The organism is Vitiosangium sp. GDMCC 1.1324, from assembly GCF_003044305.1.
In the GTDB taxonomy this organism is placed as follows: Bacteria; Myxococcota; Myxococcia; order Myxococcales; family Myxococcaceae; genus Archangium.
The window spans coordinates 476,854-500,735 of the sequence record NZ_PZOX01000006.1; the positions used below are offsets into that span (position 1 = coordinate 476,854).

General features: G+C 70.6%; 13 protein-coding genes. 8 read left to right on the forward strand and 5 right to left on the reverse strand.

Features of this window, described 5'->3' with window-relative positions:
• The first annotated feature begins 147 nt into the window (after window positions 1-147).
• From DAT35_RS59045 to DAT35_RS20890, 5 genes are all read left to right on the forward strand, one after another.
• A complete protein-coding gene (locus tag DAT35_RS59045; protein WP_158501809.1) occupies window positions 148-579 on the forward strand; it encodes a universal stress protein in 432 nt (143 codons plus the stop codon).
• Window positions 580-648: 69 nt separating this feature from the next.
• Window positions 649-2,466 carry a hypothetical protein gene (locus DAT35_RS20870; RefSeq protein WP_108068813.1) on the forward strand — a complete coding sequence of 606 codons (1,818 nt, stop codon included), beginning with the start codon at window positions 649-651 and terminating at the stop codon, window positions 2,464-2,466.
• Between the two features lie 277 nt (window positions 2,467-2,743).
• The gene (locus DAT35_RS60815) at window positions 2,744-3,469 is read left to right on the forward strand and encodes a hypothetical protein (protein WP_233261605.1); all 726 of its coding nucleotides are present in this window, start codon (window positions 2,744-2,746) and stop codon (window positions 3,467-3,469) included.
• Window positions 3,466-6,222: a DUF4105 domain-containing protein gene (locus DAT35_RS20885; RefSeq protein WP_108068816.1), complete on the forward strand. Its 2,757-nt coding sequence runs from the start codon at window positions 3,466-3,468 to the stop codon at window positions 6,220-6,222. Before DAT35_RS60815 ends, DAT35_RS20885 begins: the two co-directional genes overlap by 4 nt.
• On the forward strand, window positions 6,219-6,989 hold the full coding sequence (locus DAT35_RS20890) for a class I SAM-dependent methyltransferase (protein WP_108068817.1): 771 nt from the start codon (window positions 6,219-6,221) through the stop codon (window positions 6,987-6,989). The genes DAT35_RS20885 and DAT35_RS20890 overlap by 4 nt, the downstream gene beginning before the upstream one ends.
• A 22-nt stretch (window positions 6,990-7,011) precedes the next feature.
• On the opposite strand, the gene DAT35_RS20895 is transcribed toward DAT35_RS20890, so the two are convergent.
• Together DAT35_RS20895 and DAT35_RS20900 are read right to left on the reverse strand one after the other, a co-directional pair.
• Window positions 7,012-8,592, reverse strand: a complete 1,581-nt coding sequence (locus DAT35_RS20895; protein WP_108068818.1) for a DUF4388 domain-containing protein — start codon at window positions 8,590-8,592, stop codon at window positions 7,012-7,014.
• Window positions 8,593-8,674: 82 nt separating this feature from the next.
• Entirely contained in the window at window positions 8,675-9,481 is an 807-nt protein-coding gene (locus tag DAT35_RS20900) for a lipopolysaccharide assembly protein LapB (RefSeq protein WP_108068819.1), read from the reverse strand.
• A 321-nt stretch (window positions 9,482-9,802) separates the two neighbouring features.
• Here DAT35_RS20900 and DAT35_RS20905 point away from each other — a divergent pair, with 321 nt between their 5' ends.
• Window positions 9,803-16,534 (forward strand): Ig-like domain-containing protein, encoded by a 6,732-nt coding sequence (locus tag DAT35_RS20905; protein WP_158501810.1) that lies wholly within the window; start codon window positions 9,803-9,805, stop codon window positions 16,532-16,534.
• A 130-nt stretch (window positions 16,535-16,664) separates the two neighbouring features.
• Window positions 16,665-17,657: a metallophosphoesterase gene (locus tag DAT35_RS20910; RefSeq protein WP_108068821.1), complete on the forward strand. Its 993-nt coding sequence runs from the start codon at window positions 16,665-16,667 to the stop codon at window positions 17,655-17,657.
• Here DAT35_RS20910 and DAT35_RS20915 read toward each other — a convergent pair.
• From DAT35_RS20915 to DAT35_RS20925, 3 genes are read right to left on the reverse strand one after another with little or no spacing between them, the layout of a single operon-like run.
• On the reverse strand, window positions 17,647-17,979 hold the full coding sequence (locus DAT35_RS20915; protein ID WP_108068822.1) for a cupin domain-containing protein: 333 nt from the start codon (window positions 17,977-17,979) through the stop codon (window positions 17,647-17,649). The genes DAT35_RS20910 and DAT35_RS20915 overlap by 11 nt on opposite strands.
• Window positions 17,980-17,990: 11 nt before the next feature.
• Window positions 17,991-19,214: a radical SAM family heme chaperone HemW gene (hemW, locus tag DAT35_RS20920; protein ID WP_108068823.1), complete on the reverse strand. Its 1,224-nt coding sequence runs from the start codon at window positions 19,212-19,214 to the stop codon at window positions 17,991-17,993.
• 6 nt (window positions 19,215-19,220) lie between these two features.
• Window positions 19,221-21,071, reverse strand: coding sequence for a gliding motility protein (locus DAT35_RS20925; RefSeq protein WP_108068824.1), 1,851 nt, complete (start codon window positions 21,069-21,071; stop codon window positions 19,221-19,223).
• Window positions 21,072-21,263: 192 nt separating this feature from the next.
• On the opposite strand from DAT35_RS20925, the gene DAT35_RS20930 reads away from it, so the two are divergent.
• On the forward strand, window positions 21,264-23,867 hold the full coding sequence (locus tag DAT35_RS20930; protein WP_108068825.1) for a pitrilysin family protein: 2,604 nt from the start codon (window positions 21,264-21,266) through the stop codon (window positions 23,865-23,867).
• Window positions 23,868-23,882: the final 15 nt, after the last annotated feature.

Here is a 23,882-nt window from a genome sequence, read left to right on the forward strand (position 1 = left end):
TCGGCCGGAGGGAGAGCGGACGGTCGAGCCCGTGCCGTGTCGTCAGCACCCTGGGCGACGTCCCGGCTTGTGCCCCTGATGCCCCCCACCCACCCTGACGGTAGGGGGGTGCAGCGGCCCCGGTTCTTTCCTCAAGGAGGAGCGGACGTGATTCACCACATCCTCGTCGGTATCGACGGCTCGGCGAGCTCACGCAAGGCAGCGCTCTTCGCCCACGACCTGGCGCAGCAGACCCAGTCGCGCATCACCCTCCTCTTCGTGCTCGAACCGCCCCGGGTCCTGCCCCTGGGCTTCCTGGACTCGGAGATCATCGCCGGCCCTCAGCGTTCCCCCGAGGAGCTGGAAGCCGTGCGGCGCATGCTGGATGAAGTGGCCGCTGATCTCCCCAAGGCCCAGGTCGACAAGGTGGTGGAGATCGGCCGCCCGGCCGACACCATCGTCTCCATGGCGGCGAAGCTCAGCGCGGACCTCATCGTCATGGGTGCCCGGGGGCTCAACCCCGGCGGCAAATGGCTGCTCGGCTCGGTCAGCGATCGCGTGGTCCAGCACGCCGGCCGCCCCGTCACCGTGGTGCACTGAGCCAGCGCCCCTTCGCCCGCTCGTGAAGGCAGGGAAGAAGGCACGCGGTCTCACGGTAGGCTGCGTGGCATGGCACGGCTCCTCGTTCTCCTGCTCCTGGCGGCGGCCTGTGCGACGCCTCCGCGCCCCGCCCCCTCCGCGCCCCCGGTGGTCTCCGTCCCGGAGCCACCTCGTCCCCTCCTCAGGGTCCATCGGCTGCTTCCGGGCGGTGTGTCCTCCCCGTGGGGCGTGCTGCCGCCAGACCCCGCGCATTCGGGGCCACTCCCGGAGGCCCCCTGGTACGCCGAGCCCCTGGCCCCCATCCGCACCGAAGCGAAGGCACTCGCGCTCGCCGCCGTGCTGCGGGAGTACCGGGTGCCCGGGCTGTCCTTCGGCGAGCTGGAGCTCCCCGAGCCCGCCCTCCTCGCCCGGATTGTCGAGGGAACCGGGCTCACGACCCTCTACCTCGCGGATACGGCCTTCACCGATGCGCACCTCGCGGCCCTCCGGGGCCTGGAGACACTCGAGTCCCTCCACCTCGAGCGCACGCGCGTGACGAACAAGGGGCTCGTCCACTTGGAGGGGCGGACCCGCCTCACCGAGTTGCTGCTGAACGAGACCGCCGTGTCGCTCCGAGGTCTGCAGCCCCTCGCCACGCTCACTGGACTGCGCCGGCTCGGGCTCGGGAGCACGGCGGTCGGAGCGCCGGGGCTCGACTTCCTCGCCGGACTCTCCCAGTTGGAGTGGCTCGACCTCTCCGACACGATGTCCGATGACTCCGTGCTCGCGCTCCTGCCCGGCGCCCACCTGCGCACGCTCATCCTCAGTGGCACCGGTGTCACCGACGCGGGCCTCACCGCGCTCCGCCAGATGCCAGAGCTGGAGGAACTCGGCCTGGCGAGGCTCGCCATCACCGACGCGGGACTCGTCCATGTGGCCGGGCTTCGCGCACTGGTGGCGCTCCACCTCGGCAACACCCGGGTGTCGGACGCGGGACTCGAGCACCTCGCCGGCCTCTCCTCACTGCGAGCCCTGGTGCTCAGCAAGACGCGCGTCGGAGGCGCGGGGCTCCGATGGCTCTCCGGACTCCAAGCGCTCCAGGTGCTCCAGTTGGATGACTCGGCCCTCACCGACGCCGGGCTCCAGCGCCTCGCCTCCCTCCGGGCACTGCGCGAGCTGGACCTGTCGCGCACGGCCGTCACCGGGGCCGGGTTGCGCGTCGTCGGAGGCTTCGAGTTGCTCGAGTCCCTCGGTCTCTCGGGGCTCTCGCTCACCGACGCCTCGCTGGAGGCACTCGCGCCGCTCCGAGCACTCGCCCGGATCGATCTCAGTGACACGCCCCTCGGCGCCGAGGGCCTGCGCCAACTCGGCACGCGCGAGGCCCTGCGCCACCTCGACCTGAGCCGCACCCGGCTCACCGACGACTGGCTGGCCTCGCTCCAGGCCTTCCCGCACCTCCAGTCCCTGCACCTCGTGAAGACCCAGGTGACGGACGCGGGACTGGAGCACCTCGCCGCGTTGCCGGAGCTGGAGACGCTCTACGTGAGGTCCTCTCCCATCAGCGGCCCGGGGCTCTCCGTGCTCGAACGGTTGCCGCGCCTCACGGCCCTGGACCTGGGCGGCACGTGGGTGGATGACACGGGCATGCGAGCGCTCGCGCGGTTGAGCCAGCTCACCTGGCTGAGCCTGGCGAGCACGCGCGTGACGGACGCGAGCCTCACGCACCTGCCCCACTCGCTGAGAACACTCTATTTGACGCGCAGTGCGGTCACGGATGCGGGGATGGCCGCGCTCCTCCAGCTCCCGATGCTGCGCGAGCTCGACCTGCGCGGCACACGCGTGTCCGCCGAAACGCAGACACGTTTGGAACAGGAGTACGGTGTGCGCCTCATCCGTCCCTCACCCTGAGCGTGTCCCAGGTGAGACACCGCACCGCGTCATCCGCGAGCTTCGTGCACCGGTCTGCACACGGCCGCCAAGTCCGCTTCGCACGAGCAGGGACCGAGCGCTCGCAACCCCTCGGAAGTCCGAGCCAGAACCCGCGGCACGGCAATCGCTAAGATGTTGGACCACGAACAGCATCCCAGGGGGAACGATGAAGGCTCAATGGACTCGCGTCGTCGGGGCAATCGCAGGACTGATGGTCGCCGGGTGTCAGACGCCAGGAGCGGTGGGCGCAGGCTCCATGAGCGCCTCCGACTCCTCGGCGGGCTCGAACTCCGGCGACTCCAGCGCGGGGAGCAAATCCACTTCGGGCGAATCGACCAACAACGAGTCGAGCCAGTCCCACTCGAGCCAGAGCCAGTCGGGTGAATCGAGCAAGAGCGATTCGAGCCAATCCAACTCGAGTCAGTCCAACTCCAGCCAGTCGAGCAAGAGCGACTCCAGCCAGTCGAGCAAGAGCGACTCCAGCCAGAGCCAGTCCAACTCCGGAGACAGCTCGAAGGGCAGCTCGGAGAACTCGAAGAGCAGCCAGAGCAGCGGCGGCAATGGTGGGCTGGTGCTCTCCTTCTCCACGGTGGGTGCCACCGTGGGCGGTCTGGGGTTCGCCTTCTGGGCCATCCTCAGGGCCGCGCCCATTGGCGCCCCCGCTCCCGCGGACGTGGGTCAGGCCGCCCAGGCGTACCTGCGTGCGCGCACCCATCAACTGCGTGAGGACCTGGCGCTCGGAGCCGGTCCCAGCATCGAGGACCTCGCCGCCATGGCGCGCATCCGCCGCGAGAACCTCCGGGTCTTCGGCCGTCTGCTGCGCGAGCACCGCGGCGAATTGCTCTCGCTCGCGGACTCCGCCGCGCTCACCCCCGAGCGCGCTCTGACCTGGCTCGAGCGGGTGGGCCAGCTCGCGAGCACTGACCCTCGACTGATGGAGGATCGGCGCGCGTTCCTCGCGGCCCATGGAATCGAGGAATGAGAGCCCTGGTGGTCCTGGCGGCCGGGCTCGTGGTGGCAGGGCCCGCCGCCGCTCGGACGCTCGCCGAGCGCGTCCGAGCGCTGGAGGTGGAGCATGGCCTGGTGCTACGCGCTCCCGCCTCGGAGGACGCGGCGCTCGTGACGGAGGTGGAGGCCGGACTGGCCGCGCTTCCTCCCGCGCTGCGCCGTCCTCCCGGAGAGCCCCTGGAGCTGGTGCTGCACCCGGAGCCGGCACCGCTCGGCATGGGCAACGACTCCGAGCGGCGGCCGGACTGGAGCGAGGGCCGGCGGCGTTTCCATCTCTACGCCTTCGTTCCCTCACGGGAGCGGCGGGCCACGCTGCGCACGGCACGTCTCACCGACGCGGAGTTGGAGCGGCTGTGGCGCCGCCGCGCGGTGGTGCACGCGGTGATGCAGCGCTGGGACGACGCACGACGCTGGAGCCGCACCCCACGCTGGCGCCGGCTGTCCGGGTGGATCCTCCCGTTCGAGCGGCCGCTCACCTTCTCCGAGGAGTCCCTCCTCACCTATGAGGGGGCCTTCAGCCGGGCGCGCGGGCAGAAGAGCGCGTCCCTGGACCTGGTCACCTTCGCCGAGGAGCTGTTCGTCCCGGTGGAGTCCCTCCGCGAAGAGGCGCTCTCCGTGGATGACCAGGTGCGCTGCCAGGAGTTCTCCAAGGCGCGGGCGCTCGGTGAGCTGCTGGCCGCGGACGGATTCGGGACGCTGCCGCCGCGAGGAACCTGCCCCGCCTTCGACGCATGGGCCAGGGCCGGGGAGCTGTCGCACTTCGAGCTGCTGCTCGTGGCCTCCACGGGCCGTCAGCCCGAGTCACTCTTCGGACACCTGCTGATGCGGCCGGTGTGGCACGAGGGAGAGCATCCGCAAGGGCCAGGCTTCGAGGCGGTGGTGCAGCCCGTGGCCCTGACGGGGTCGGAATCCGGAGGCCCGCGCTACATCGTGAGGGGGTTGTCTGGAGCCTTCTCGCTGGGCTTCCTCACCTTGACGCTGGGAGACCTGGCACACGAGACGGTGGAGCTGGAGCAGCGCACCATCCGGCGCTTCCGCATGCGGCTCACTCCGAGCGAGCAGGTGCGGCTGCTGGAGCGCGTCTGGGAGATGGAGCGGCGCGGCTACATGCCGTACTACTTCTTGACCGACAACTGCGCGAGCGCGCTCCTCTTCCTCGTCAATGGAGCGCTGGAGGGAGAGCGCAAGGTGCACAGGCCGGGGTCGTTCTGGGTCGTGCCGGGTGCCACGTTGGATGCGTTCGCCCAGGTGGAGGTGACCGGACCGGACGGGAAGAGCGAACCGCTGCTGGAGCACATCCCGGACAACATCGAGTCCACCGGCGAGCGCGCCCTGCGGGCTCACGAGTCACGCGAGGAGACGCTCGAGCAACTGGCCACGCGGGTGGGGCCCGAGGTGCGCGCGAGGCTGCGCCTGCTGAACCGGCGGCTCCAGTCGTCCGACCCGGAGAAGCGTCACGAGGCCTGGACGCGAATGCCCGCGCTGGTGGAGGCCGCGCTCGCCTCCGCGCCGGAGCCGGAGCGGGAGTCCGTCCGCACGATGCTGCATGCGTACATCGCCTGGTCGGTGCGGGTGGAGCGTGCGGAGGTGGACCGGGCCGAGGACGAGCGGCTGAAGGTGGAGCGCAACCAGCTCGTGAAGCTCCACCAGGCGGTGCCCACGACCCGGGACGAAGTGCACGAGCGCCAGCTCCTCTTCGAACGGGAGGACGTGTTGCAGCGGCGGCTCGCGGCGCTCGATCGCGTCGCCCTGTTCCAGCAGATGCTGGCGACCGCGGATCGGCGCGAGCCCACCCCGGAGGAAGCCCGGACGCTCGCACGGGCCGAGGCCACCGAGGCCACCTTCGTCACCGCCACCGAGGTACAGGGCGGCCTCCACGAGGGGCCCCTCTCCGAGGTGGATCCGCTGTCCTTCCTGGAGCGCGACCACGCGATGAAGGTCCAGTCGGAACAGGACCTGGCCTCACGGTCCCTGCCCACCTCGGGCGCGGCGAGGACGGCGGTGCTTCTGGGTATGGATTTCCAGCGCTCGGGGCAGGTGCGGCCGGTGGTGGGACTGCGCACGGCGGGGCTGAGCGAGGCTCTGGGCGAGTCCTACCTGCACGGCTTCCGGCCCAGCAGCGAGCTGCGTGTGCTCGACGGGGAGATCCGCCTGGAGCCGAGGCGCGGGCTGCCTCGCGTGCTGGACTCGCGACTCACCCTGCTGGGCTACCGCACCCTGCTGCGCGAGCCGCCCTGGCACCGGCGCACCCTGCTCGATGAGCTGGGCTGGGGCATGGAGGCCTTGCTCGAAACCGAGGAGGAAGGGGTGGACCTGCCGCACCGGGCCACCGCCCAGGCCGAGGCGCTCCTGGTGATGGACGAGGGCCCTCGCTTCCAGCACTACGCCGCGCTGGGCGTGGGCGCCCGGGCCGCGCTGCGCTGGGGGCTCGACGAGCTCGCTCCCGCCGTGGGTCCCCGGTTCTCCTTCTCCCAGCGCGTGAGCCTGCCCGGCCCGCTGGCCAACGCGGTGCGGCTGGAGGCCGCCTGGTCCCCGACGTACGTCATGAGCCGGGGGCTGAGGCACGAGGCGGAGGCCTCGCTGCGGTTGGACCTGATCATCGGCCAGTGGGGGCGCCGGAGCGTCCGGTTCTCACCCCGGGCCCAGGTACGCTGGGAGGGGGTGCTCGAAGGCTGGCCCTCGGGTCAGGTCGAGCCTCGCCTGGACCTCGCGGTGGAGGTGCTATGAGCGCTCGCATACCGACCGAGTTCGATGCCTTCGTCCGCGCCTATGAGGACGACGAGAACTTCCATTACCGCCGCTACGTCGAGGCCCCCTCGTTCTTCGAGGCCCTGGGCGACATCACGGGCCAGTCCGTCCTGGACCTGGGTTGTGGTGCCGGGCTCTACACGCGGCGGCTCGCTCAACGGGGGGCGGCCCGGGTCGTCGGCCTGGACATCTCCCCGAACATGATCGACTACGCCCGGGCGCGCGAGGCCGAGGAGCCGCGGGGAATCCAGTACGTGCTCGACGACGCCAGCAACGCGGGCAGGCTCGGGCCCTTCGACGTCGTAACGGGCGTCTACGTGCTGCCCTACGCGCAGACCCTGGAGAAGCTCCGGGCCATGTGCCGGGGAGCCCATGACGCCCTCCGGCCCGGTGGACGCTTCATCACCGTGGTGGTGAACCCCGAGGCCCACTTCGCGCGGAAGGACTTCTATCGGAAGTACGGGTTCACCCTCGTCCCCCTCCGGCCCGAGCACGCGGGCCTCGAGCACCTGCCGGACGGAGCGCCCGTCCGCCTCGTCTCCTACATCCTCGACAAGCGGATCGACGTCACGCCCTACTGCTGGAGCCACGAGACGCTCACGTCGGTGTTGAAGGAAGTGGGCTTCTCGCAGGTCCGCTGGCGGGCGGTGGAGGTGTCGCCCGAAGGGAGCGCGGCGTTCGGCCTCGACTACTGGAGGGACATCCTGGAGAGCCCCCCGGCGGTTCCACTCGCCTGCGTGAAATAGCCGGAAGGGCCGGGGGTGGGACTCAGCGCTTCACGCGCTTCATCGTCTCCTGGATGAGGTCCACGTACTGCCGGTTCTTCGGGTTGAGCTTGAAGGCCTTGCGGTAGGCGTCCTCGGCCTGGGCCCACTGCCCCTCGCCGCGCGACACCTCGCCCGTGAAGTACCAGGCCTCCTCGCACCCGGGCTCCTGCTTCGCCACGGCCTGCAGTTCCTGCAGCGCCAGCTTCCCGTGCGACTCGGGCTTCATCAGGTAGCGCGCCCACGCCCGGTACGCCTGGTACAGCGGCTTGGGATCGATGTCGCACGCGTACTCGAAGTACTCGAAGGCGCCCGCGTAGTTCTCCGCCTTCAGCCGCTTCATCGCCTCGTCGTACTGCGTGCGCGCATCCAGCAGGTCCGTCCGGATGCGGAACTGCTCCTCTGTCGACGGCCTCCCCGTCCCCACCTTCTTCTCGCGCGCCGCCGCCCGCCGCTTGCGCCAGAGCGCCGCCTGCTCCACTTCCGACAGCGCGCCGAACGCCCTCGCATACCCCACCAGCAGCGCCTCGGCCTTCTCCTTCAGGTCCGCCGTCTGGAACCGCAAGGGAGAGAACTTGTCCGACAGCGCCAGGAACGCCTTGCGCAGCGCCACCGGCTGCACGTTCTCCGGCACGCCCAGCAGGTCGAACGGATCCTGGCTCCGGTGCGACAGGAAGGCGCTCAGCAGCGCGTTCTTCACCGCCTCGTCGTCGTCCGAGAACGGCACGCCCGAGGGCCCGGCCGGCACGAGCGTCGCGGGGTCCACCGTCTCGATCGTCCCCGGCAGCGGAGTCAGGGCGGGGCCAGGAATCGGCGGCGGAGTCCGGGCCGGTGCCGACGAGGCAGGCTGCGGACGCTTGTCCACCTCCTCCGCGAAGTCCGCCAGTCCCAGCAGACAGAAGGCATAGAGCCGGCGCAGCGTGGAGTCGGTGTCCAGACCCGAGCGCTGCATCAGCTCCGGGAAGGTGGGCCGGAAGCGCAGCGCCTGGAACAGCCGCGCGTCCTTCGAGGACAGCTTCGGCCCCTCCACTCCCGGCACCTGCGCGAAGCGCCGGTCATCCGTGAAGGTGAAGTGCGTGGCCACCTCGTCGAAGGGCATCACACTGGCAATGCCCGTGAGGATGAGCTGCGCTGTGTTCATGCGCACGCTGGTGTCCGGCGGCTCGATGTCGGCGATGAGCCGGAAGCGCGCGTCCGTCCAGCGGAAGCAGTCCAGCAGCTTCATCGCCATGTTCGCCTGCATCTGCTTGTACAGGTCGAACGGGCTGATGAGCCCCTTCTGCACCAACAGGCCGCCGATGGGGACCTCCGTCTGCACGCTCTCCGCGAGCGACTTCTGGTAGTCCGCCTCGGACAGCTTGCCCTTCTCCACCAGGAACTTGCCGAGCGTCTCGTGCAGCAGGTTGCTGGAGCACGCCACGGGGGCGCCGTCCTCGAAGGTGATGCGCTTCTCGCGCTGGCGGACCTTCAATTCCAGCGTGCACGTGCGCTCCTCGATGGCCAGCGCATGCAGCAGCAGCGGGAACGGAGTCTCGGCGAGCGCCCCCTCGCGCTGCCTCAGGACCTGGGCGGGGGTGGAAAACATGAGGGCCGAAGCTTAGAGGTCCGCCCCCCGCCCCTCCAAACCCCTTGTGCCCAATGGTGCCTCGGGGGACTGCCGAGCGGCCTCACTCGTTGTCGGACGCCGTGTCCGAGTCGCCGTAATACCCGTATCCATCCGGTGAGGGCGCGTGGGCCGTGACCCGGCTCAGGACGGAGTACCCGAGCGCGACGACAACCACCAGCGCCACCCCGTAGGCGATGGGACGGCTGGGACGTGCGCGCCACGCCCACAGCCGCTCGCGCCGGCGCTGGAAGCCGGGAGCGGCCACGTACTCCTTCCAGGCCTCCTCGCGCATCAGCGCCCCCTCTCCGTCCCGGCCACTCCGGTCGAGCGCCCGCGCCAGCATCACCCGCCCCTCCACCGTCCCGGGCCGGGCCGCGCGCAGGCGCTCCAGTGCCTCGATGGAGCCCTTCAGATCCCCGCGCGCCAGCCGGAAGCGCCCGCGCTCCAGATCGATGGCGCCCATCTGATAGTCCGGATCCTGCTTCGCCGCCTCGTCCAGCAGCAGCTCGCCCCGGGCCGCGTCTCCTGCTCCCAGGTACGCCACCCCGAGCAGGAACAGCGTCGCCACGTCGTCGACGCCCGCCTCCAGGTTCGGCTTGAGCACCGTCACCGCCGCCGCGTACTTCCCCCGCTGCACCCACAGATCCGCCAGCTCGTAGCGCGCCCTGCGGTCATGGGGGTTGGACTGCAGCATCCGCTCCAGCTTCGAGGCGCGCTGCCATCGGCCCAGCGCCCGGAAGGGGCTCGGGAGGATGCCCACGGTGTAGCGATCCGCCACCCAGATGAAGCCCAACACCAGTAGGGCCGACAGCACCGGGCTGCCGGTCAATGAGGACAGCAAAATCCATAGAAGCCAACTGGTGCTCATGGGGCCGGCCTCATATCAGGTGGGGTGAGCCCACCGCACGCCGCGCGAAGGGTGTGGCGTGGCGATCCGCCACAGTGGCGTTCCGCCACAGTCTCCCAGGCCGGACAGCGGGCGGGCGCCGCCGCCGAATCACCCCATGAGCTTAAACTGTCCCCAGACGAGCCGCTGGCCTGGAATTCGCGGCCGGGAGGTGGACTGGCGTAAGCTGCACACATGGGCGCGCGATGGCTCCGGCTTTGCACAGGGGGCGCCCTGGTCATCCACCACCCCTCCTTCAACCCCGTGGCACTCATGCGAACTCCTCTTCCGCCAATCCCGGCCATGCGCCGAGGCCTCGCGACGCTGACGTCCGCGCCGGCGCTACTGCTGGCCCTCCTGGTATTGCTGACGGCCGGTGCGGCCCGAGCCGATACGCCCACCAACGACGCGGCCCCCAAGCTGCGCTACTGGGGCGACCTGCACGGCAACTTCGCGCTCGTCGGCAACACGCTCGGACAGGACTGCCGAAGCACCACACCCCGGCCGCTGATCGGCAAGGCGCCGCCCAACGACTTCGTGTACGGCGAGCGCAGCTGCTCCCAACGCGATACCTCTCCGGACTTCTTCTGGACCCTGGATGACTGGACGCTGGAGAACACCGGCGCCAGCACCAGCCCCTACCTGCCGCCCAGCGGCCCCATCCCCGTCGCCAATCCCCTGCTGGCCCGCAGCCAGGCCGTGCTCAGCCTGCCTCCCGGGGCCAGGGTCATCTATGCGCGCCTGTATTGGGCGGCCACCCGCTTCAACTCCTCCGCGGGCGACAAGATCGCGGCGCCGGACCTGACGGCCACGCTGTCCCGGCCGGGTGTGGTGGGCTTCGAGAAGTCCCTCACCGCCGACGACTACGCCTTCCAGACCGAGGCGGGCGCGGAGTACCAGTACCAGTCCACGGTGGACATCACGGACCTGGTGAAGGCCTACGGTTCGGGCCCCTACCAGGTCACGGATGTGCAGGCCATCCCCTTCGACACCACGTCGGGTGAGTACCTCTTCGACGCTTGGTGGATGGTGGTCTTCTACGAGGAGCCGGGCGCGACCAAGCGGCACCTGAAGCTCTTCGACAGCATGCGGGTCGTCGCGGGCACTCCTGGCACCACCATCTCCCTGGATGGCTTCTACGTGCCGTCCTACGCCGTCGACGCCAAGCTGGGCGTCATCGCCTTCGAGGGTGATGACCCCGCGCCGGACATCAACGACACCTTCGAGTTCAACGGCCAGCTCATCAGCAACGACCTCAACCCGGCCAACAACTTCTTCAACAGCACGCGCTCCTGGAGCACCCGGAACACGGGCGTGAAGACCGACACGCCGCTGGCGGGCATCGACGCGGGCACCGACGGCATCTTCGATACCCTCCCCATCAGCAACAAGGGAGACCGTCCGCAGCTCACCGGTACGCAGGGAAGCCTGTCCGGCATGGACCTGGACGTGGTGGACGTCACGGTGAACGCCGGCGACCACTCGGCCTCGGTGAAGGTCAACACCAGCGGCGACAAGTTCTGGCTGGGCGGCTTCATCACCTCCATCACCACCCAGGCCCCGGACTTCACCAACACCGTCAAGACGGCCAGGAACATCAGCCGCGCCGACGGCACGGTCCGTCCGGGCGACATCATCGAGTACACCATCTCCACCATCAACGTGGGCGATGACCACTCGCGCGACACGGTCCTCACGGACACGCTGCCCGCGCAGCTGGATTACGTCCCGGGCTCCATCAAGCTCCTCACGGTGGCGGCGAGCGACCCCACCCCTCCTGGCAGCCTGACCGACGCCAAGGGCGACGACGTCGGCGAGTACGACAGCGCCACCCGCACCATCACCGTCTACCTGGGCACGGGCGCCACGCCCAGCAAGGGCGGCACCCTGAAGGGCATCATCAAGGCGGGGGATGTGGGCGAGAGCACCAGCGTCTCCTTCCAGATGAAGGTCAAGGCCACCACCTCGGGCAAGGTGGAGAACCAGGCCTTCATCGAGGCCGGCGGCCTGCTGGGCATCGACCCGGTGAAGACGCCCTCGCACAGCCCGGACGGCAGCGGACCCACGAAGATCGAGGTCGCCATCGTCCCGCAGCCCACCATCCAGACGCCGGCGCCCGGCACCATCACTCGGGACAACACGCCCACCTACTCCGGTACGGCCCTGCCGGGGACCACGGTCACCGTGACGGAGGGCAGCACGGTGCTCTGCACCGCCACCGTCACCGCCGCTGGCACCTGGTCCTGCGATAGCACCCCGCTGAGCGAGGGGCCCCACACCGTCACGGCGGTGGCCAAGGACGGCGCGGGCAACGAGAGCCAGCCGGCCACCACGAACTTCACGGTGGACACGGTGGCGCCTGCCGCGCCCGTCATCACCTCGCCGACCTCCGGCGCCACGCTCACCATTCAGCGCCCGCTGTTCACCGGCACCGCCGAGCCCAACGCCATCGTCATCGTGAGCGTCGATGGCAAGGTGATCGGCCGGGTGGTGGCGGATGGCTCGGGCAACTGGTCCATCCCCTCGCCGGAGCCGCTCGCGGACGGCCCGCACACCGTCGGTGCCACGGCGCAGGACGCGGCGGGCAACACCAGCCCCGCCACCAGCGTCCCGTTCACCATCACGGCGAACCCGCCGGACACGAAAATCACCACCCAGCCGCCGCTCAAAACCACGAGCCCCGATGCCACCTTCGTGTTCGATGCCTTCGGGAGGGGCGACGTCGGCAGCTATGACTGCAGCCTCGACGGCCGCGCCTTCGTGACGTGCGCCAGCCCGAAGGCCTACACGGGCCTGCCCGACGGGCGTCACACCTTCGCCGTACGTGCCAGGACCTATAGCGGCGTGGTGGACCCCACTCCGGCCACCTACACCTGGCTCATCGGTCTCGACACCGACAATGACGGCATCCCCGACAGCATCGAGACGGCCACCGGGACGAACCCGAACGACGACGACTCGGACGACGATGGCATCCTGGATGGCAACGAGGACGCCAACGGCAACGGCATCTTCGAGCCCGAGCTCGGCGAGACCAACCCGCGCAGGACGGACACGGATGGCGACGGCATCCAGGACGGCACCGAGCGGGGCCTGACCGCGCCCCAGGGCTCGAACACCAACACGTCCATCTTCAAGCCCGATGCGGACCCGTCCACCACCACCGACCCGCTCGACACGGACACCGATGACGGTGGCGTGTCCGATGGTGTGGAGGACGTCAACCAGAACGGCCGCGTCGACCCGGGCGAGACGGATCCCAACGTCAAGGCGGACGACAAGACCGTGACCGACACCGACGGCGACGGCATCCCCGACACCACCGAAGTGGCGCTCGGCCTGGACCCGAGCGACCCGGACACCGATGACGACGGCGTCATCGACGGCGCGGACGGCATCACCGACACGGACGGAGATGGCCTCATCGACGCGCTCGACCCGGACAGCGACAACGACGGCCTCAAGGACGGCACCGAGCTGGGTGTGACGGCGGCCACCGCTCCGCCGGGCACCAACACCAGCTCTCCCAACTTCGTGCCCGACGCGGATCCGTCCACCACCACCAACCCCAAGGACGCCGACACCGACGACGGTGGCGTGTCCGACGGCACCGAGGACAAGAACCACAACGGCCGCGTCGACCCCGGTGAGACCAATCCGAACGTCAAGGCGGACGACGACACGGACGGCGACGGCGTGCCCAACGCCACCGAAGTGGCGCTCGGTCTGGACCCGAACGACCCGGACACCGATGACGACGGCGTCATCGACGGCGTGGACGGCATCACCGACACGGATGGCGACGGCCTCATCGACGCGCTCGACCCGGACAGCGACAACGACGGCCTCAAGGACGGCACCGAGCTCGGAGTGACGGCGGCCACCGCTCCGGCGGGCACCAACACCAGCTCTCCCAACTTCGTGCCCGACGCGGATCCGTCCACCACCACCAACCCCAAGGACGCCGACACCGATGATGGTGGCGTGTCCGACGGCGCCGAGGACAAGAACCACAACGGCCGCGTCGACTCCGGTGAGACCGACCCGAACATCAAGGCGGACGACAAAACCACGGCCGACAGCGATGGCGATGGCCTGTCCGACAGTGAGGAGACGGCTCGTGGGACGGATCCGTTCGACGACGACACGGATGATGACGGCCTCACGGATGGCTACGAGGTCGCCACCTCCAAGACCGATCCGCTCAAGAAGGACACGGATGGTGACGGCATTCAGGACGGCACCGAGCTGGGCCTCAGCGCTCCCCAGGGCCTGAACACCAACCTGGCCGTCTTCCAGGCCGATGCGGATCCGTCGACCAAGACGGACCCGCTCGACGTGGACACCGACAACGGTGGCGTGTCCGACGGTATCGAGGACGTGAACCACAACGGCAAGGTCGACCCCGGTGAGACCAATCCGCTCAACCCCGCGGACGACGATCCCACCAAGGACACGGACGGTGACGGCATCCCCGACAGCGTCGAGGTGGCCACCGGCACCGATCCGACGAAGGCCGACACGGATGGTGACGGCATCCCGGATGGCGTCGAGGACAGGAACCACAACGGCACCGTGGACCCGGGCGAGACCGACCCGCGCAAGACCGACTCGGATGGTGACGGCCTCCCCGATGGCGTCGAGGACAAGAACCACAACGGTGTCGTGGACCCGGGCGAGACCGACCCGAGGAACCCGGACACGGACGGTGATGGCCTCTCGGATGGTGTCGAGGTCGAGCTCGGCCTCGACCCGAACGACGCGGACACCGATGACGACGGCGTCGTCGATGGCAAGGACGGCATCACCGACACGGATAAGGACGGCCGCATCGATGCGCTCGACCCGGACAGCGACAACGACGGCATCAACGACGGCACCGAACTCGGCGTGACGGCGGCCACCGCTCCGGCGGGCACCGACACCAGCTCGCCCAACTTCGTGCCCGACGCGGATCCGTCCACCACCACCAATCCCAAGGTCGCCGACACCGACGGTGACGGCCTCAAGGATGGTGAGGAGGACAAGAACCACGACGGCCGCTTCGACTCGGGCGAGACCGATCCGAACGACCCGGACACCGACCACGGTGGCGTGTCCGATGGTGACGAGGTGAAGACCAACGGCAACCCGCTGGACGACACGGATGACTTCATCATCGCCGGCCGTGGCTGCAGCACCTCGAGCGGCTCTCCGCTGGTGTGGCTGGCGGCGCTGCTGTTCGCCGTGCCGATGATGCGCTCGCGGCGCTCCCCGCGCCGTGGCACCGCGGCGGCCGGTGGGCTGCTGGGTCTCCTGGGTGTGCTGTCCGCTCCGGCGGCGGACGCCCAGGCGCCCACCCCGTCCCCGCTGTCCCAGTCCATCGACGTGCAGCGCTACAAGCCCGGCCCGGGCGCCACGGACATCCTCGGCGTGCACGGCGCCAAGGTGGACGGGCACCTCGGCTGGCACCTGGGGGCTTCGATCAACTACGCGAGCAACCCCCTGGGCTTCCTCGACCCCCGCCAGAACGACTTCATCTACTCCATCGTCGCCCACCAGGTGACGTTGGACCTGATGGGGTCCATCTCCCTGTGGAACCGGTTCGAGCTGGGTGTGGCACTGCCCCTCACGTACCAGTCCTCCGAGAGCGGCGCCTCCGTCATGCCGGCCTTCAAGAACGGCGTGAACGGCGCCGGCCTGGGTGACCTGCGACTGGTGCCCAAGGCGCACCTGCTGACGGCGGGCGGGTTCGACCTGGGTCTCGTCGTCCCGGTGCTGCTGCCCTCCGCCGGAGGCCAGGGCTTCCGCGGCGGCTCGGGTGTGAGCGCGCGGCCCCAGCTCATCGCCGAGTGGGGCAACAGCAAGGGCCTGCGGCTGGTGGCCAACCTGGGCGCCAACCTCCAGGGCGAGCAGCAGGTGCGCAACCTGCGCACGGGCACCGAGCTGATGTACGCGGTGGGTGCCCAGGTGCCCTTCACCGAGAAGCTCGCGCTGCGCGCCAACCTCGCGGGCGCACTCGGGCTGAACGACCAGGACATGGAGGGGCGTCCGCTGGAGCTCCTCGCGGCGGTGCAGTACCGCATCACCCCGGGGCTGGCGGCCCACGTGGGCGGTGGCCCGGGCCTCACCCGCGGCTACGGCACTCCGGGCTTCCGCGTCTTCGCGGGTCTCGACTGGACCCAGCCCGGTGAGCGCGCTCCGGAGCCCGTGGCGCCTCCGCCGCCCGTCGACACGGACGGGGACGGTATCGCGACGGGCACGGGCACCACGGATGTCCAGGACAAGTGCCCCAACGAGGCCGAGGACAAGGACGGCTTCCAGGACGACGACGGCTGCCCGGACCCGGACAACGACGGCGACGGCATCCTGGACGTCCAGGACAAGTGCCCCAACGACGCCGAGACGGTGAACGGCTTCGAGGACGCCGACGGCTGCCCGGACAAGGCGCCGGTGGACACGGACAAGGACGGCCTGACGGACGACAAGGACAAGTGCCCGACCCAGCCCGAGGACAAGGACGGCTTCGAGGACCAGGACGGCTGCCCGGATCCGGACAACGACAAGGACGGCATCCCGGACTGGGAGGACCAGTGCCCGATGCAGCCCGAGACGATCAACGGCGTGAAGGACGAGGACGGCTGCCCCGACGAGGGCAAGTCCAAGGTGCGCCTGGAGTCCAAGCGCATCGTCATCCTGGACAAGGTGTACTTCGCCACGGGCAAGGACATCATCCTGGACAAGTCCTTCGACCTGCTGAAGCAGGTGGCGTCGATCCTGCGCGCCAACCCGCAAATCGAGCTGCTGCGCGTGGAAGGCCACACGGACAACCAGGGCAAGGCCGCCAACAACCAGAAGCTGTCGCAGCGCCGCGCGGCCAACGTGCGCGCCTTCCTCATCAAGGAGGGCATCGCCGAAGAGCGTCTCGAGGCGGTGGGCTACGGGCAGGAGAAGCCCGTGGACACCAACAAGACGGCGGCCGGCCGTGAGAACAACCGCCGCGTGGAGTTCAACATCCTGAAGGTCGCTGGCGAGGAGGCCCCGAAGGCCCCGTAGTCAGCACCCCGGCCCTGCCGGACATGGACGGCGCGAGCAGGCAAGCAACCTGCTCGCGCCGTTTCCGTTTGGAGCCCCCGCTTCCACCTGGAGACGGCTAGGGTGCGGGCCTCCACCCGAGGAGAGTCTCATGTCTCCCATCACCGCCCGCCCGCTCCTCTTCACCGTGATCGTCCCCCTGCTCCTGGCGGCGGCGCCTCCTTCAACCGCTCCGGCCTCTCCCCGCCTCGAGGACGAGCTCCCCCACACCTTCTCGGGAGTGGAGCGCGTGGTGGCGGTGGGCGATGTGCACGGGGATGTGCAAGCACTGAAGGACGTGCTGCGGCTGGCCGGCCTCATCGACGAGAAGGACCGGTGGAAGGGAGGCAAGGCGCACCTGGTGCAGACGGGAGACATCCCGGATCGTGGAGAGCGCACCCGCGAGGCCTTCGAGCTGCTGATGCAGCTGGAGAAGGAGGCGCTCGCGGCGGGAGGCCGGGTGCATGCGCTGCTGGGCAACCACGAGGTGATGAACATGCTCGGGGACCTGCGCTACGTCACCCCGGGCGAGCTGGCCTCGTTCGCGGACCAGGGCACCGAACCGGATGCGTCCGGGACGCCACGAGGGCAGAACGGGCACCGCACGGCGTATGGGCTCCAGGGACGCTATGGCCGCTGGCTGCGCACCCACCTCGCGGTGGTGCGCATCAACGACACGCTCTTCGTGCACGGAGGCGTCGCGCCGGAGGTGCCAGCGAAGACCCTGGCCGAACTCAACCGCTGGGTGAGGCAGGATCTGTTCCCCGGCAACCCTCCGGGAGGCGGGACGAACTCGCAGGGGCCATTGTGGTTCCGCGGCTACGCGCTGGGAGAGGAAGAGGGCACGGGGCCCGCCCTCGACTCGGTGTTGCAGCGCTTTGGCGCGAAGCGGATGGTGATGGGCCACACCACCGACCGGGATGGGAAGATCCGGACGCGGTTCGGCGGGAAGGCGGTGTTCATCGACACCGGCCTGAGCACCGGCTACGGCCGCCACATCGCCGCGGTGGAGATTCGAGGCGGCAAGCTCACCGCCCTCTATCCCGACGGGCGCATGGAGCTGGTGGCGCCCTCCCCCACCCCGAGCGGCAAGCTCAACCCCTGACGCCGCGCAGGTCGCCGTGCACCGCGAGCCAGATGCAGGGGGGCTCGCGCGAGGTCCACTCCACGCGGTGGCGCTCGTGCGCGGGGAGGAAGACATGATCGCCCGGGCCGAGTTCGCGCGTCCGCCCATCCTCCCAGGCGAGCTTCGCGCGACCCTGGAGAAGCACCACCCACTCGTCCCGCGCCTGGTCATACCAGTGGCCGGGAGGCGTAGCCTGCCCCGTGGAGATGATGCGCTCGATGAGGACGCCCGCATCGGGCAGGAGTGGCTCGAAGGTCTCCTCCTCGGGCAGAGGCTCCGGGAGCACGAACAGGTTGTCCATGCGAGCGGACGTTACAGGAGCCGCGCGCTGATGGCGCTATGCACGTCCGCGCCCGCGTCGGTGAGCACGAGCCTGGGGCCCTCGAGCCTCGCGAGGCCATGTTGCACCAGCCGGGCAATCTCCGCGCGGCGCGGCTCCGGATCCTGGCCGTAGCGCGCGCACACCGCCTCCCAGTCCACCCCGGAGCGCAGCCGCAGTCCCATGGCCAGACGCTCCTCGAAGAGCTCCTGGGGGCCCAGCTCCTCGCGGCTGGACTCGGGCAGCGTGCCCTGCTCCGCCGCCCGCATGTATGCGTCCGAGCCGCGCAGGTTCACGTAGCGGTAGCCCGCGGGCTGCTCGCCCGGCCCGGACGTGAGCAACATGCCCGTGGCCCCCACGCCCAGCGCGAGGTACTCGCCGCCCGTCCAGTAGAGCGCGTTGTGCCGCGAGCCGAGCCCCGGCTTCGCGTGGTTGGAGATTTCATAGCGGCGCAGCCCGTGCTCCTCGTAGGCGTCGCGGATGGCCTGCGCCATCTCCACCACGGCCTCGTCCGGGGGCAGCACCAGCTCCCCCTTGTCGAGTTGCCGGGACAGCGGCGTGGCCACCGCCAGCACTTCGCGCTCCACCGTCAGGGCGTAGGTGGACAGGTGCTCGGGCCCGAGCGCCGCGGCCTGGCGCGCATCCGCCTCCGCCTGCGCCCGCGTCTGCCCATGCACCCCGTAGATGAAGTCCATGGACACCACGTCGAAGCCCGCCCGCCGCGCCGTCTCGTATGCCGCCACCGCTTCCTGGCTGGAGTGCTCGCGCCCCAGTGCCTTCAGCGTCTCCTCGTGGAAGGACTGCACGCCCAGCGAGAGCCGGTTGACGCCCGCGGCCCGATAGCCCGCGAAGCGCTCGGCGTCCGCGACGCTCGGGTTGGCCTCCAGGGAGATCTCCGCACCCGGTGCAACCGACAGCCGCGCCGCCACGCCCTCCAGCACGTGCGCCACCCAGCGCGGGTGCCAGATGGAGGGCGTCCCCCCTCCGAGGAAGATGGACTCCAGGGGCCGCCCGCGCAGCGACGGCTCCGCCGCCAACCGTGCGTCCAGCTCCGCCAGCACCGCACGCGCGTAGCGCTCCTCCGGCACCTCGCGCACCACCGCCACCGCGAAGTCGCAGTAGGGGCACTTCGCCAGACAGTACGGGAAGTGCACGTACAGCCCGAACCGTGCCGCCGGTGTTCCCGTGAGGGGATCGATGGGGCCCGCGAAGTCCATGCCGTGCTACTTCGCTCCCCGGAGCTGCGCGAGCTGCGCCTCCAACCGGGACACCTTCATCTTGTAGCTGGCCGCCGACTCCAGGGCCGTCTCCGCCGCCACCAGCTTGCGCTTCATCGCCGCCACGTCCGCCTTGAGCTGGTCGCGCTCGGCGAGCAGCTCGGCGGTGGCTCCGGACGCCTCCGCGGCCGGCGCCGACAGCTCGAGCGTGGTACGCCGCGCCCGCTCCTCCTCCAGCTCCGATTCCAGCTCCGCCACCCGGGCCTCCAGCGTCACGCGCACCGAGCCCTCCGCCGCTGACGCCTGCCCCTTGCTCCGCGAGGCCTCCAGCGCCCCCTCCAGCATCGTCACCCGCTGCCGCAGCCGCTCCGTCAACGCCTCGGCCTCGCGCGCGCGGCTCTCGGCATCCAACTCCTCCACCTCCAGCTCCTCCTCCGCCTGGGCGGCCTCCTGCTGGGCCACCTGCTCCCGCACGCGCGCCAGCTCCGCCTCCACATCCGCCAGTGCTCGCGAGAGGTCCTGCCGGTCCGACTCCACCGTCCGCAGCTCGGACTCCAGCTCCGCCACCCGCGCATCCGCCGCCGCCGTGCGCTCCGAGTCCTGCTGCGCCTGCGCTCGCCCGCGCCCCAGCTCCACCTCCACGTCCGCCAGTGCGCGCGAGAGGTCCTGCCGGTCCGACTCCACCGTCTGCAGCTCCTCCTGCAGCGCCGCCACCTGCGACTCGGCCTGCTCCGCCGCCTGCGTCAGCGCCACCGCGTCCGTCTCCATCCGGTCGCGCAGCTGCACCAGCTCGGCCTCCGCCGCATCCAGCCGCGCGGCGAGCTCCGCCACCTCGGTACGCGCCGTGTCGCGCTCGGCCTCCAGGTCGCGGGTGCGCGCCTGGGCCTCCTCCAGCGACTGGCTGGACCACTCGGACTCCGCGAGCGATGACTCCAACTGCGCCACCCGCGCCGCCAGCCCCGCCCGCTCCGCCTCGGCGAGCTCCCGCTCCCGCTGGGCTTCCGCCAGGTCTCCGCTGCTCTGCTCCAGCTCGGCCAGGTTGGCCTGGTACTGCTCCCGGACGGCCTCCAGCGCCCCCTGCATCTCGGCGCGCTCCGCCGCCAGCTCCGCCACCCGGTCCTGCGCCAGCGACAGGGCCTCCTTCGCTCCGACGAGCTCCTCGGCGATGGAGCCGCGCGAGTCCCGCTCGTGCTTCAGCTCTCCGGTGAGGCTCGACAGCTCCGACTCCACCTCGGCCAGCGCGCGCGAGAGGTCCTTGCGCTCCTCCTCCGCCGAGTGCAGCTCTCCCTGCAGCTCCGCCACCTTCGCCTCGGCCGCCGCCGTGCGCGCGCCCTCGCGCGACAGCGCCGCCGAGGTGTTCTCCAGCTTCGCGGGCAGATCCTTCAACGTGGCGAGCTGCTCCCTCGCCTCCGTCCACTGCGCGCGCAGCGTGGCCTCGGAGACACGCAACGCCTGCAGCTCGGCGTCGTGCTCGGCGTAGAGCGACCGTGCGCGGGCCAGCGTCTCCGTCTTCTGCTTCAGCACCAGGCGGAAGTGTTCGAGCTTCTCCTCCGGGGCGGCGCCCAGCGCCATGCGCGGCTCGGGCGGCTCGGAGAAGGGGTCCGCCGCGCCCACGGGGCGGGCCGGGGCGGCCGCGGGCTCCGGGGCCCGGGGCGACGACTGCTGCACGGAGGGCAGGGACATCGCGGGCCGGAAGGCGGCCGGAGGGGTGGATGTCGCCTTGCCCGAGGCCGGAGCGGTCGCACCCCGGCGAGGAGGCAGTGGCGGGGGAACGGACGAGGCCGCGGGACGGGCTTCCGCCTCCAGGCTCTCCCTCAGCTCCGCGAGTGGATCCTGCTCCTCTGGCGACGACCCCATGCGTGCCCAGGTTAACGCCCGCAGCGCCTCTTCTCCACACACGTCCGCGCTCCACGTGCATCACGGCCTCCCGTCTGGTCTCCAGGCTCACAACAGGCTCGCGGCGGACCCCTCCTGGCGTTAGGGACTGGTCGGAAAGGCCTCCGGCTTGCCTTGCCACCCCACACAGCCGGTGTCAGGTTCGGACGTTCCATGGCTCAGCGCTACACACTCCCCAACGGACTCACCGTCGTCTTCGAGGAGCAGCACGCCGCCCGGGTGGCCGCCTTCCAGGTGTGGGTCAAGGCCGGCAGCGCCGACGAGCGCCCCGACCAGGCCGGACTCGCGCACCTGCACGAGCACATGCTCTTCAAGGGCACGGCCCGCCGAGGCCCCGGGGAGATCGCCCGCGACGTGGAGGCCCACGGCGGCGAAATCAACGCCTGGACGTCCTTCGACCAGACGGTCTACCACATCGTCATCGCCAGCCAGTTCGCCCGCATGGGCCTGGACATCCTCGGCGATGCCATCCGCTCCTCCGCCTTCGACGCGGACGAGCTGGCGCGGGAAATCGAGGTGGTGTGCGAGGAGATCAAGCGCAGCCAGGACACCCCGGCCCGGCGCGCCTCGAGAGACCTGTTCTCCACCGCCTACCAGGTGCACCCCTACCGCCACCCCGTCATCGGCACCGCGGAGAGCGTGCGCAGCTTCAACCGGGACAAGGTGCTCGAGTTCTACCGGCGGCACTACACGCCGAGGAACCTGGTGCTGTCCGCCACGGGCGACTTCACGGAGGCGCAGCTGCGCCAGTGGGTGGAGGAGCTCTTCGGCGGGGACTGGGGCCGGCCCCATGAGGGCGCCGTGGGCCGGGCGAGAGAGCCCGAGGCCACGCGCCGCCGCGTGCTGCTGCGCCCGGACGAGGTCAAGGAGGCCTACTTCAATCTCGCCTTCCCCATTCCCCAGGCGGACCATCCGGACGTGCCCGCGCTGGACGCGCTGGCCATGCTCGCCGGCCAGGGCGAGACGTCGCGGCTGGTGCTGGAGGTGAAGCGCAAGCGCAGCCTCGTCAACGACATCCACGCGTACGCCTACACGCCCAAGGATCCCGGCCTCTTCACCGCCAGCCTCACCCTGCCGGCCGCGAAGCTGCCCCAGGCGGTCGAGGAGACCGTGCGGGTGCTGACGGCGCTGCGCATGGGCGCGGTGCCCGCGGAGGAGCTGGCCACGGTGAAGGCCCTCATCGAGGCGGAGGCCATCTACCAGCGCGAGACGGTGCAGGGGCTGGCGCGCAAGATGGGCCACTACCAGTCCAGCATGGGGGACCTGGAGGCGGAGGCGCGCTATTACGAAGCCATCGCGCGGCTCACGCCCGAGCGAATCCGCGAGGTGGCCGAGCGCTACCTGCGCTTCGACCACGCCATCGTCACGGGGCTGCTGCCTCCGGGCACCCCGTTCGGCGCGGAGCAGACGGAGGAGATCCTCGACCGGGTCTCCCGCGAGGCCCCCGGCGTCCCGTCCGAGCGCCGTGCACCCAGGGCCCCCCCCGCCGAGCCCGCGCTGAAGGTGGGCCGCACCCCGCCGGCCAGTCCGGGCAGGGTGGTGGAGGAGCGGCTGCCCTCAGGGGCGCGCGTCCTCGTGCGCGAGGAGCCGGCCGTGCCCCTCTTCGCCGTGCGCGCCGCCTTCCCCGGTGGCCTGCGCTACGAGACGGCGGAGAACAACGGCCTCACCACGCTGCTCAGCCGCAGCCTCACGCGCGGCACCCCCTCGCACGACGCGGAGGAGATCTCCCATCTCATCGACAGCTTCGCCGGCTCGCTCTCGGGCCAGGGTGGACGCAACTCGATGGGCCTGCGCGGCGAGTTCCTCTCACGCCACTTCCAGCCCGCCTTCCGCCTCTTCGCGGACTGCCTCCTCAACCCCAGCTTCCCCGAGGCCGAGGTGGACCGGGAGCGCACCCTGCTGCTGCAGGACATCCTCACGCGCGAGGACAAGCCCAGCGGCGTGGCGTTCGATCTCTTCGGCCGCACCCTCTTCCGCGCGCACCCCTACCGGCTGTCCACGCTGGGCGAGCAGGCCTCGGTGGAGAAGCTGGGGCCGGACGCGCTGCGCGCCTACCACGCCGCGCACATGGACCCCTCCCAGCTCGTGCTGAGCGTGGTGGGAGACGTGAAGGTGGACGAGGTGCTCGCCCTCGCGCACGAGGCCTTCGGAGCCTCGCGAGGCCGCGCGGCGCCCCCACCCCAGGTACGGCCCGAGCCACCGCCCGAGTCCCCGCGCTCGGACAAGCGGGTGCTGACGCGGGCGCAGGCCCACCTCGTGCTGGGCTTCCAGGGCGTGCGGGTGAATGACGACCGGCGGCACGCGCTGGAAGTGCTCTCCACGCTGTTGAGCGGCCAGGGCGGGCGGCTCTTCGTGGAGCTGCGCGACAAGCGCTCCATGGCCTACAGCGTCAGCAGTTTCTCCATCGAGGGCGTGGATCCGGGCTACTTCGCCGTCTACATGGGCACCAGCCCCGAGAAGCTGGAGGCGGCGCTCGCCGGCATCCGCGCGGAGCTCGCCCGGGTGCGCGACGAGCCCATCCCCGAGGCCGAGCTCTCCCGTGCGAAGCAGCACCTCATCGGCACGCATGAGATTGGCCTGCAGCGCAACGGCTCGCGCGCCGCGCTGCTCGCGCTGGACGCGTGCTACGGCCTGGGCCTGGAGAACTTCCTCCACTACGCGGAGCGCGTGGCAGCGGTGACGGCCGAGGACGTGCGCGCGGTGGCCCGCCAGCTCATCGACTTCGACCGGAGCGCGCTCGCCATCGTCGGCCCCTGAGCCCCCGCAAAACAA

Coding starts and splice junctions, on each gene's coding strand:
- DAT35_RS20895 (WP_108068818.1), bottom strand. CDS start 8,592: ATGTTTTCCACCCCCGCCCAGGTCCTGAGGCAGCGCGAGGGGGCGCTC.
- hemW (WP_108068823.1), bottom strand. CDS start 19,214: ATGGACTTCGCGGGCCCCATCGATCCCCTCACGGGAACACCGGCGGCA.
- DAT35_RS20900 (WP_108068819.1), bottom strand. CDS start 9,481: ATGAGCACCAGTTGGCTTCTATGGATTTTGCTGTCCTCATTGACCGGC.
- DAT35_RS20930 (WP_108068825.1), top strand. CDS start 21,264: ATGGCTCAGCGCTACACACTCCCCAACGGACTCACCGTCGTCTTCGAG.
- DAT35_RS20915 (WP_108068822.1), bottom strand. CDS start 17,979: ATGGACAACCTGTTCGTGCTCCCGGAGCCTCTGCCCGAGGAGGAGACC.
- DAT35_RS20885 (WP_108068816.1), top strand. CDS start 3,466: ATGAGAGCCCTGGTGGTCCTGGCGGCCGGGCTCGTGGTGGCAGGGCCC.
- DAT35_RS20925 (WP_108068824.1), bottom strand. CDS start 21,071: ATGGGGTCGTCGCCAGAGGAGCAGGATCCACTCGCGGAGCTGAGGGAG.
- DAT35_RS20905 (WP_158501810.1), top strand. CDS start 9,803: ATGCGCCGAGGCCTCGCGACGCTGACGTCCGCGCCGGCGCTACTGCTG.
- DAT35_RS60815 (WP_233261605.1), top strand. CDS start 2,744: ATGAGCGCCTCCGACTCCTCGGCGGGCTCGAACTCCGGCGACTCCAGC.
- DAT35_RS20890 (WP_108068817.1), top strand. CDS start 6,219: ATGAGCGCTCGCATACCGACCGAGTTCGATGCCTTCGTCCGCGCCTAT.
- DAT35_RS20910 (WP_108068821.1), top strand. CDS start 16,665: ATGTCTCCCATCACCGCCCGCCCGCTCCTCTTCACCGTGATCGTCCCC.
- DAT35_RS20870 (WP_108068813.1), top strand. CDS start 649: ATGGCACGGCTCCTCGTTCTCCTGCTCCTGGCGGCGGCCTGTGCGACG.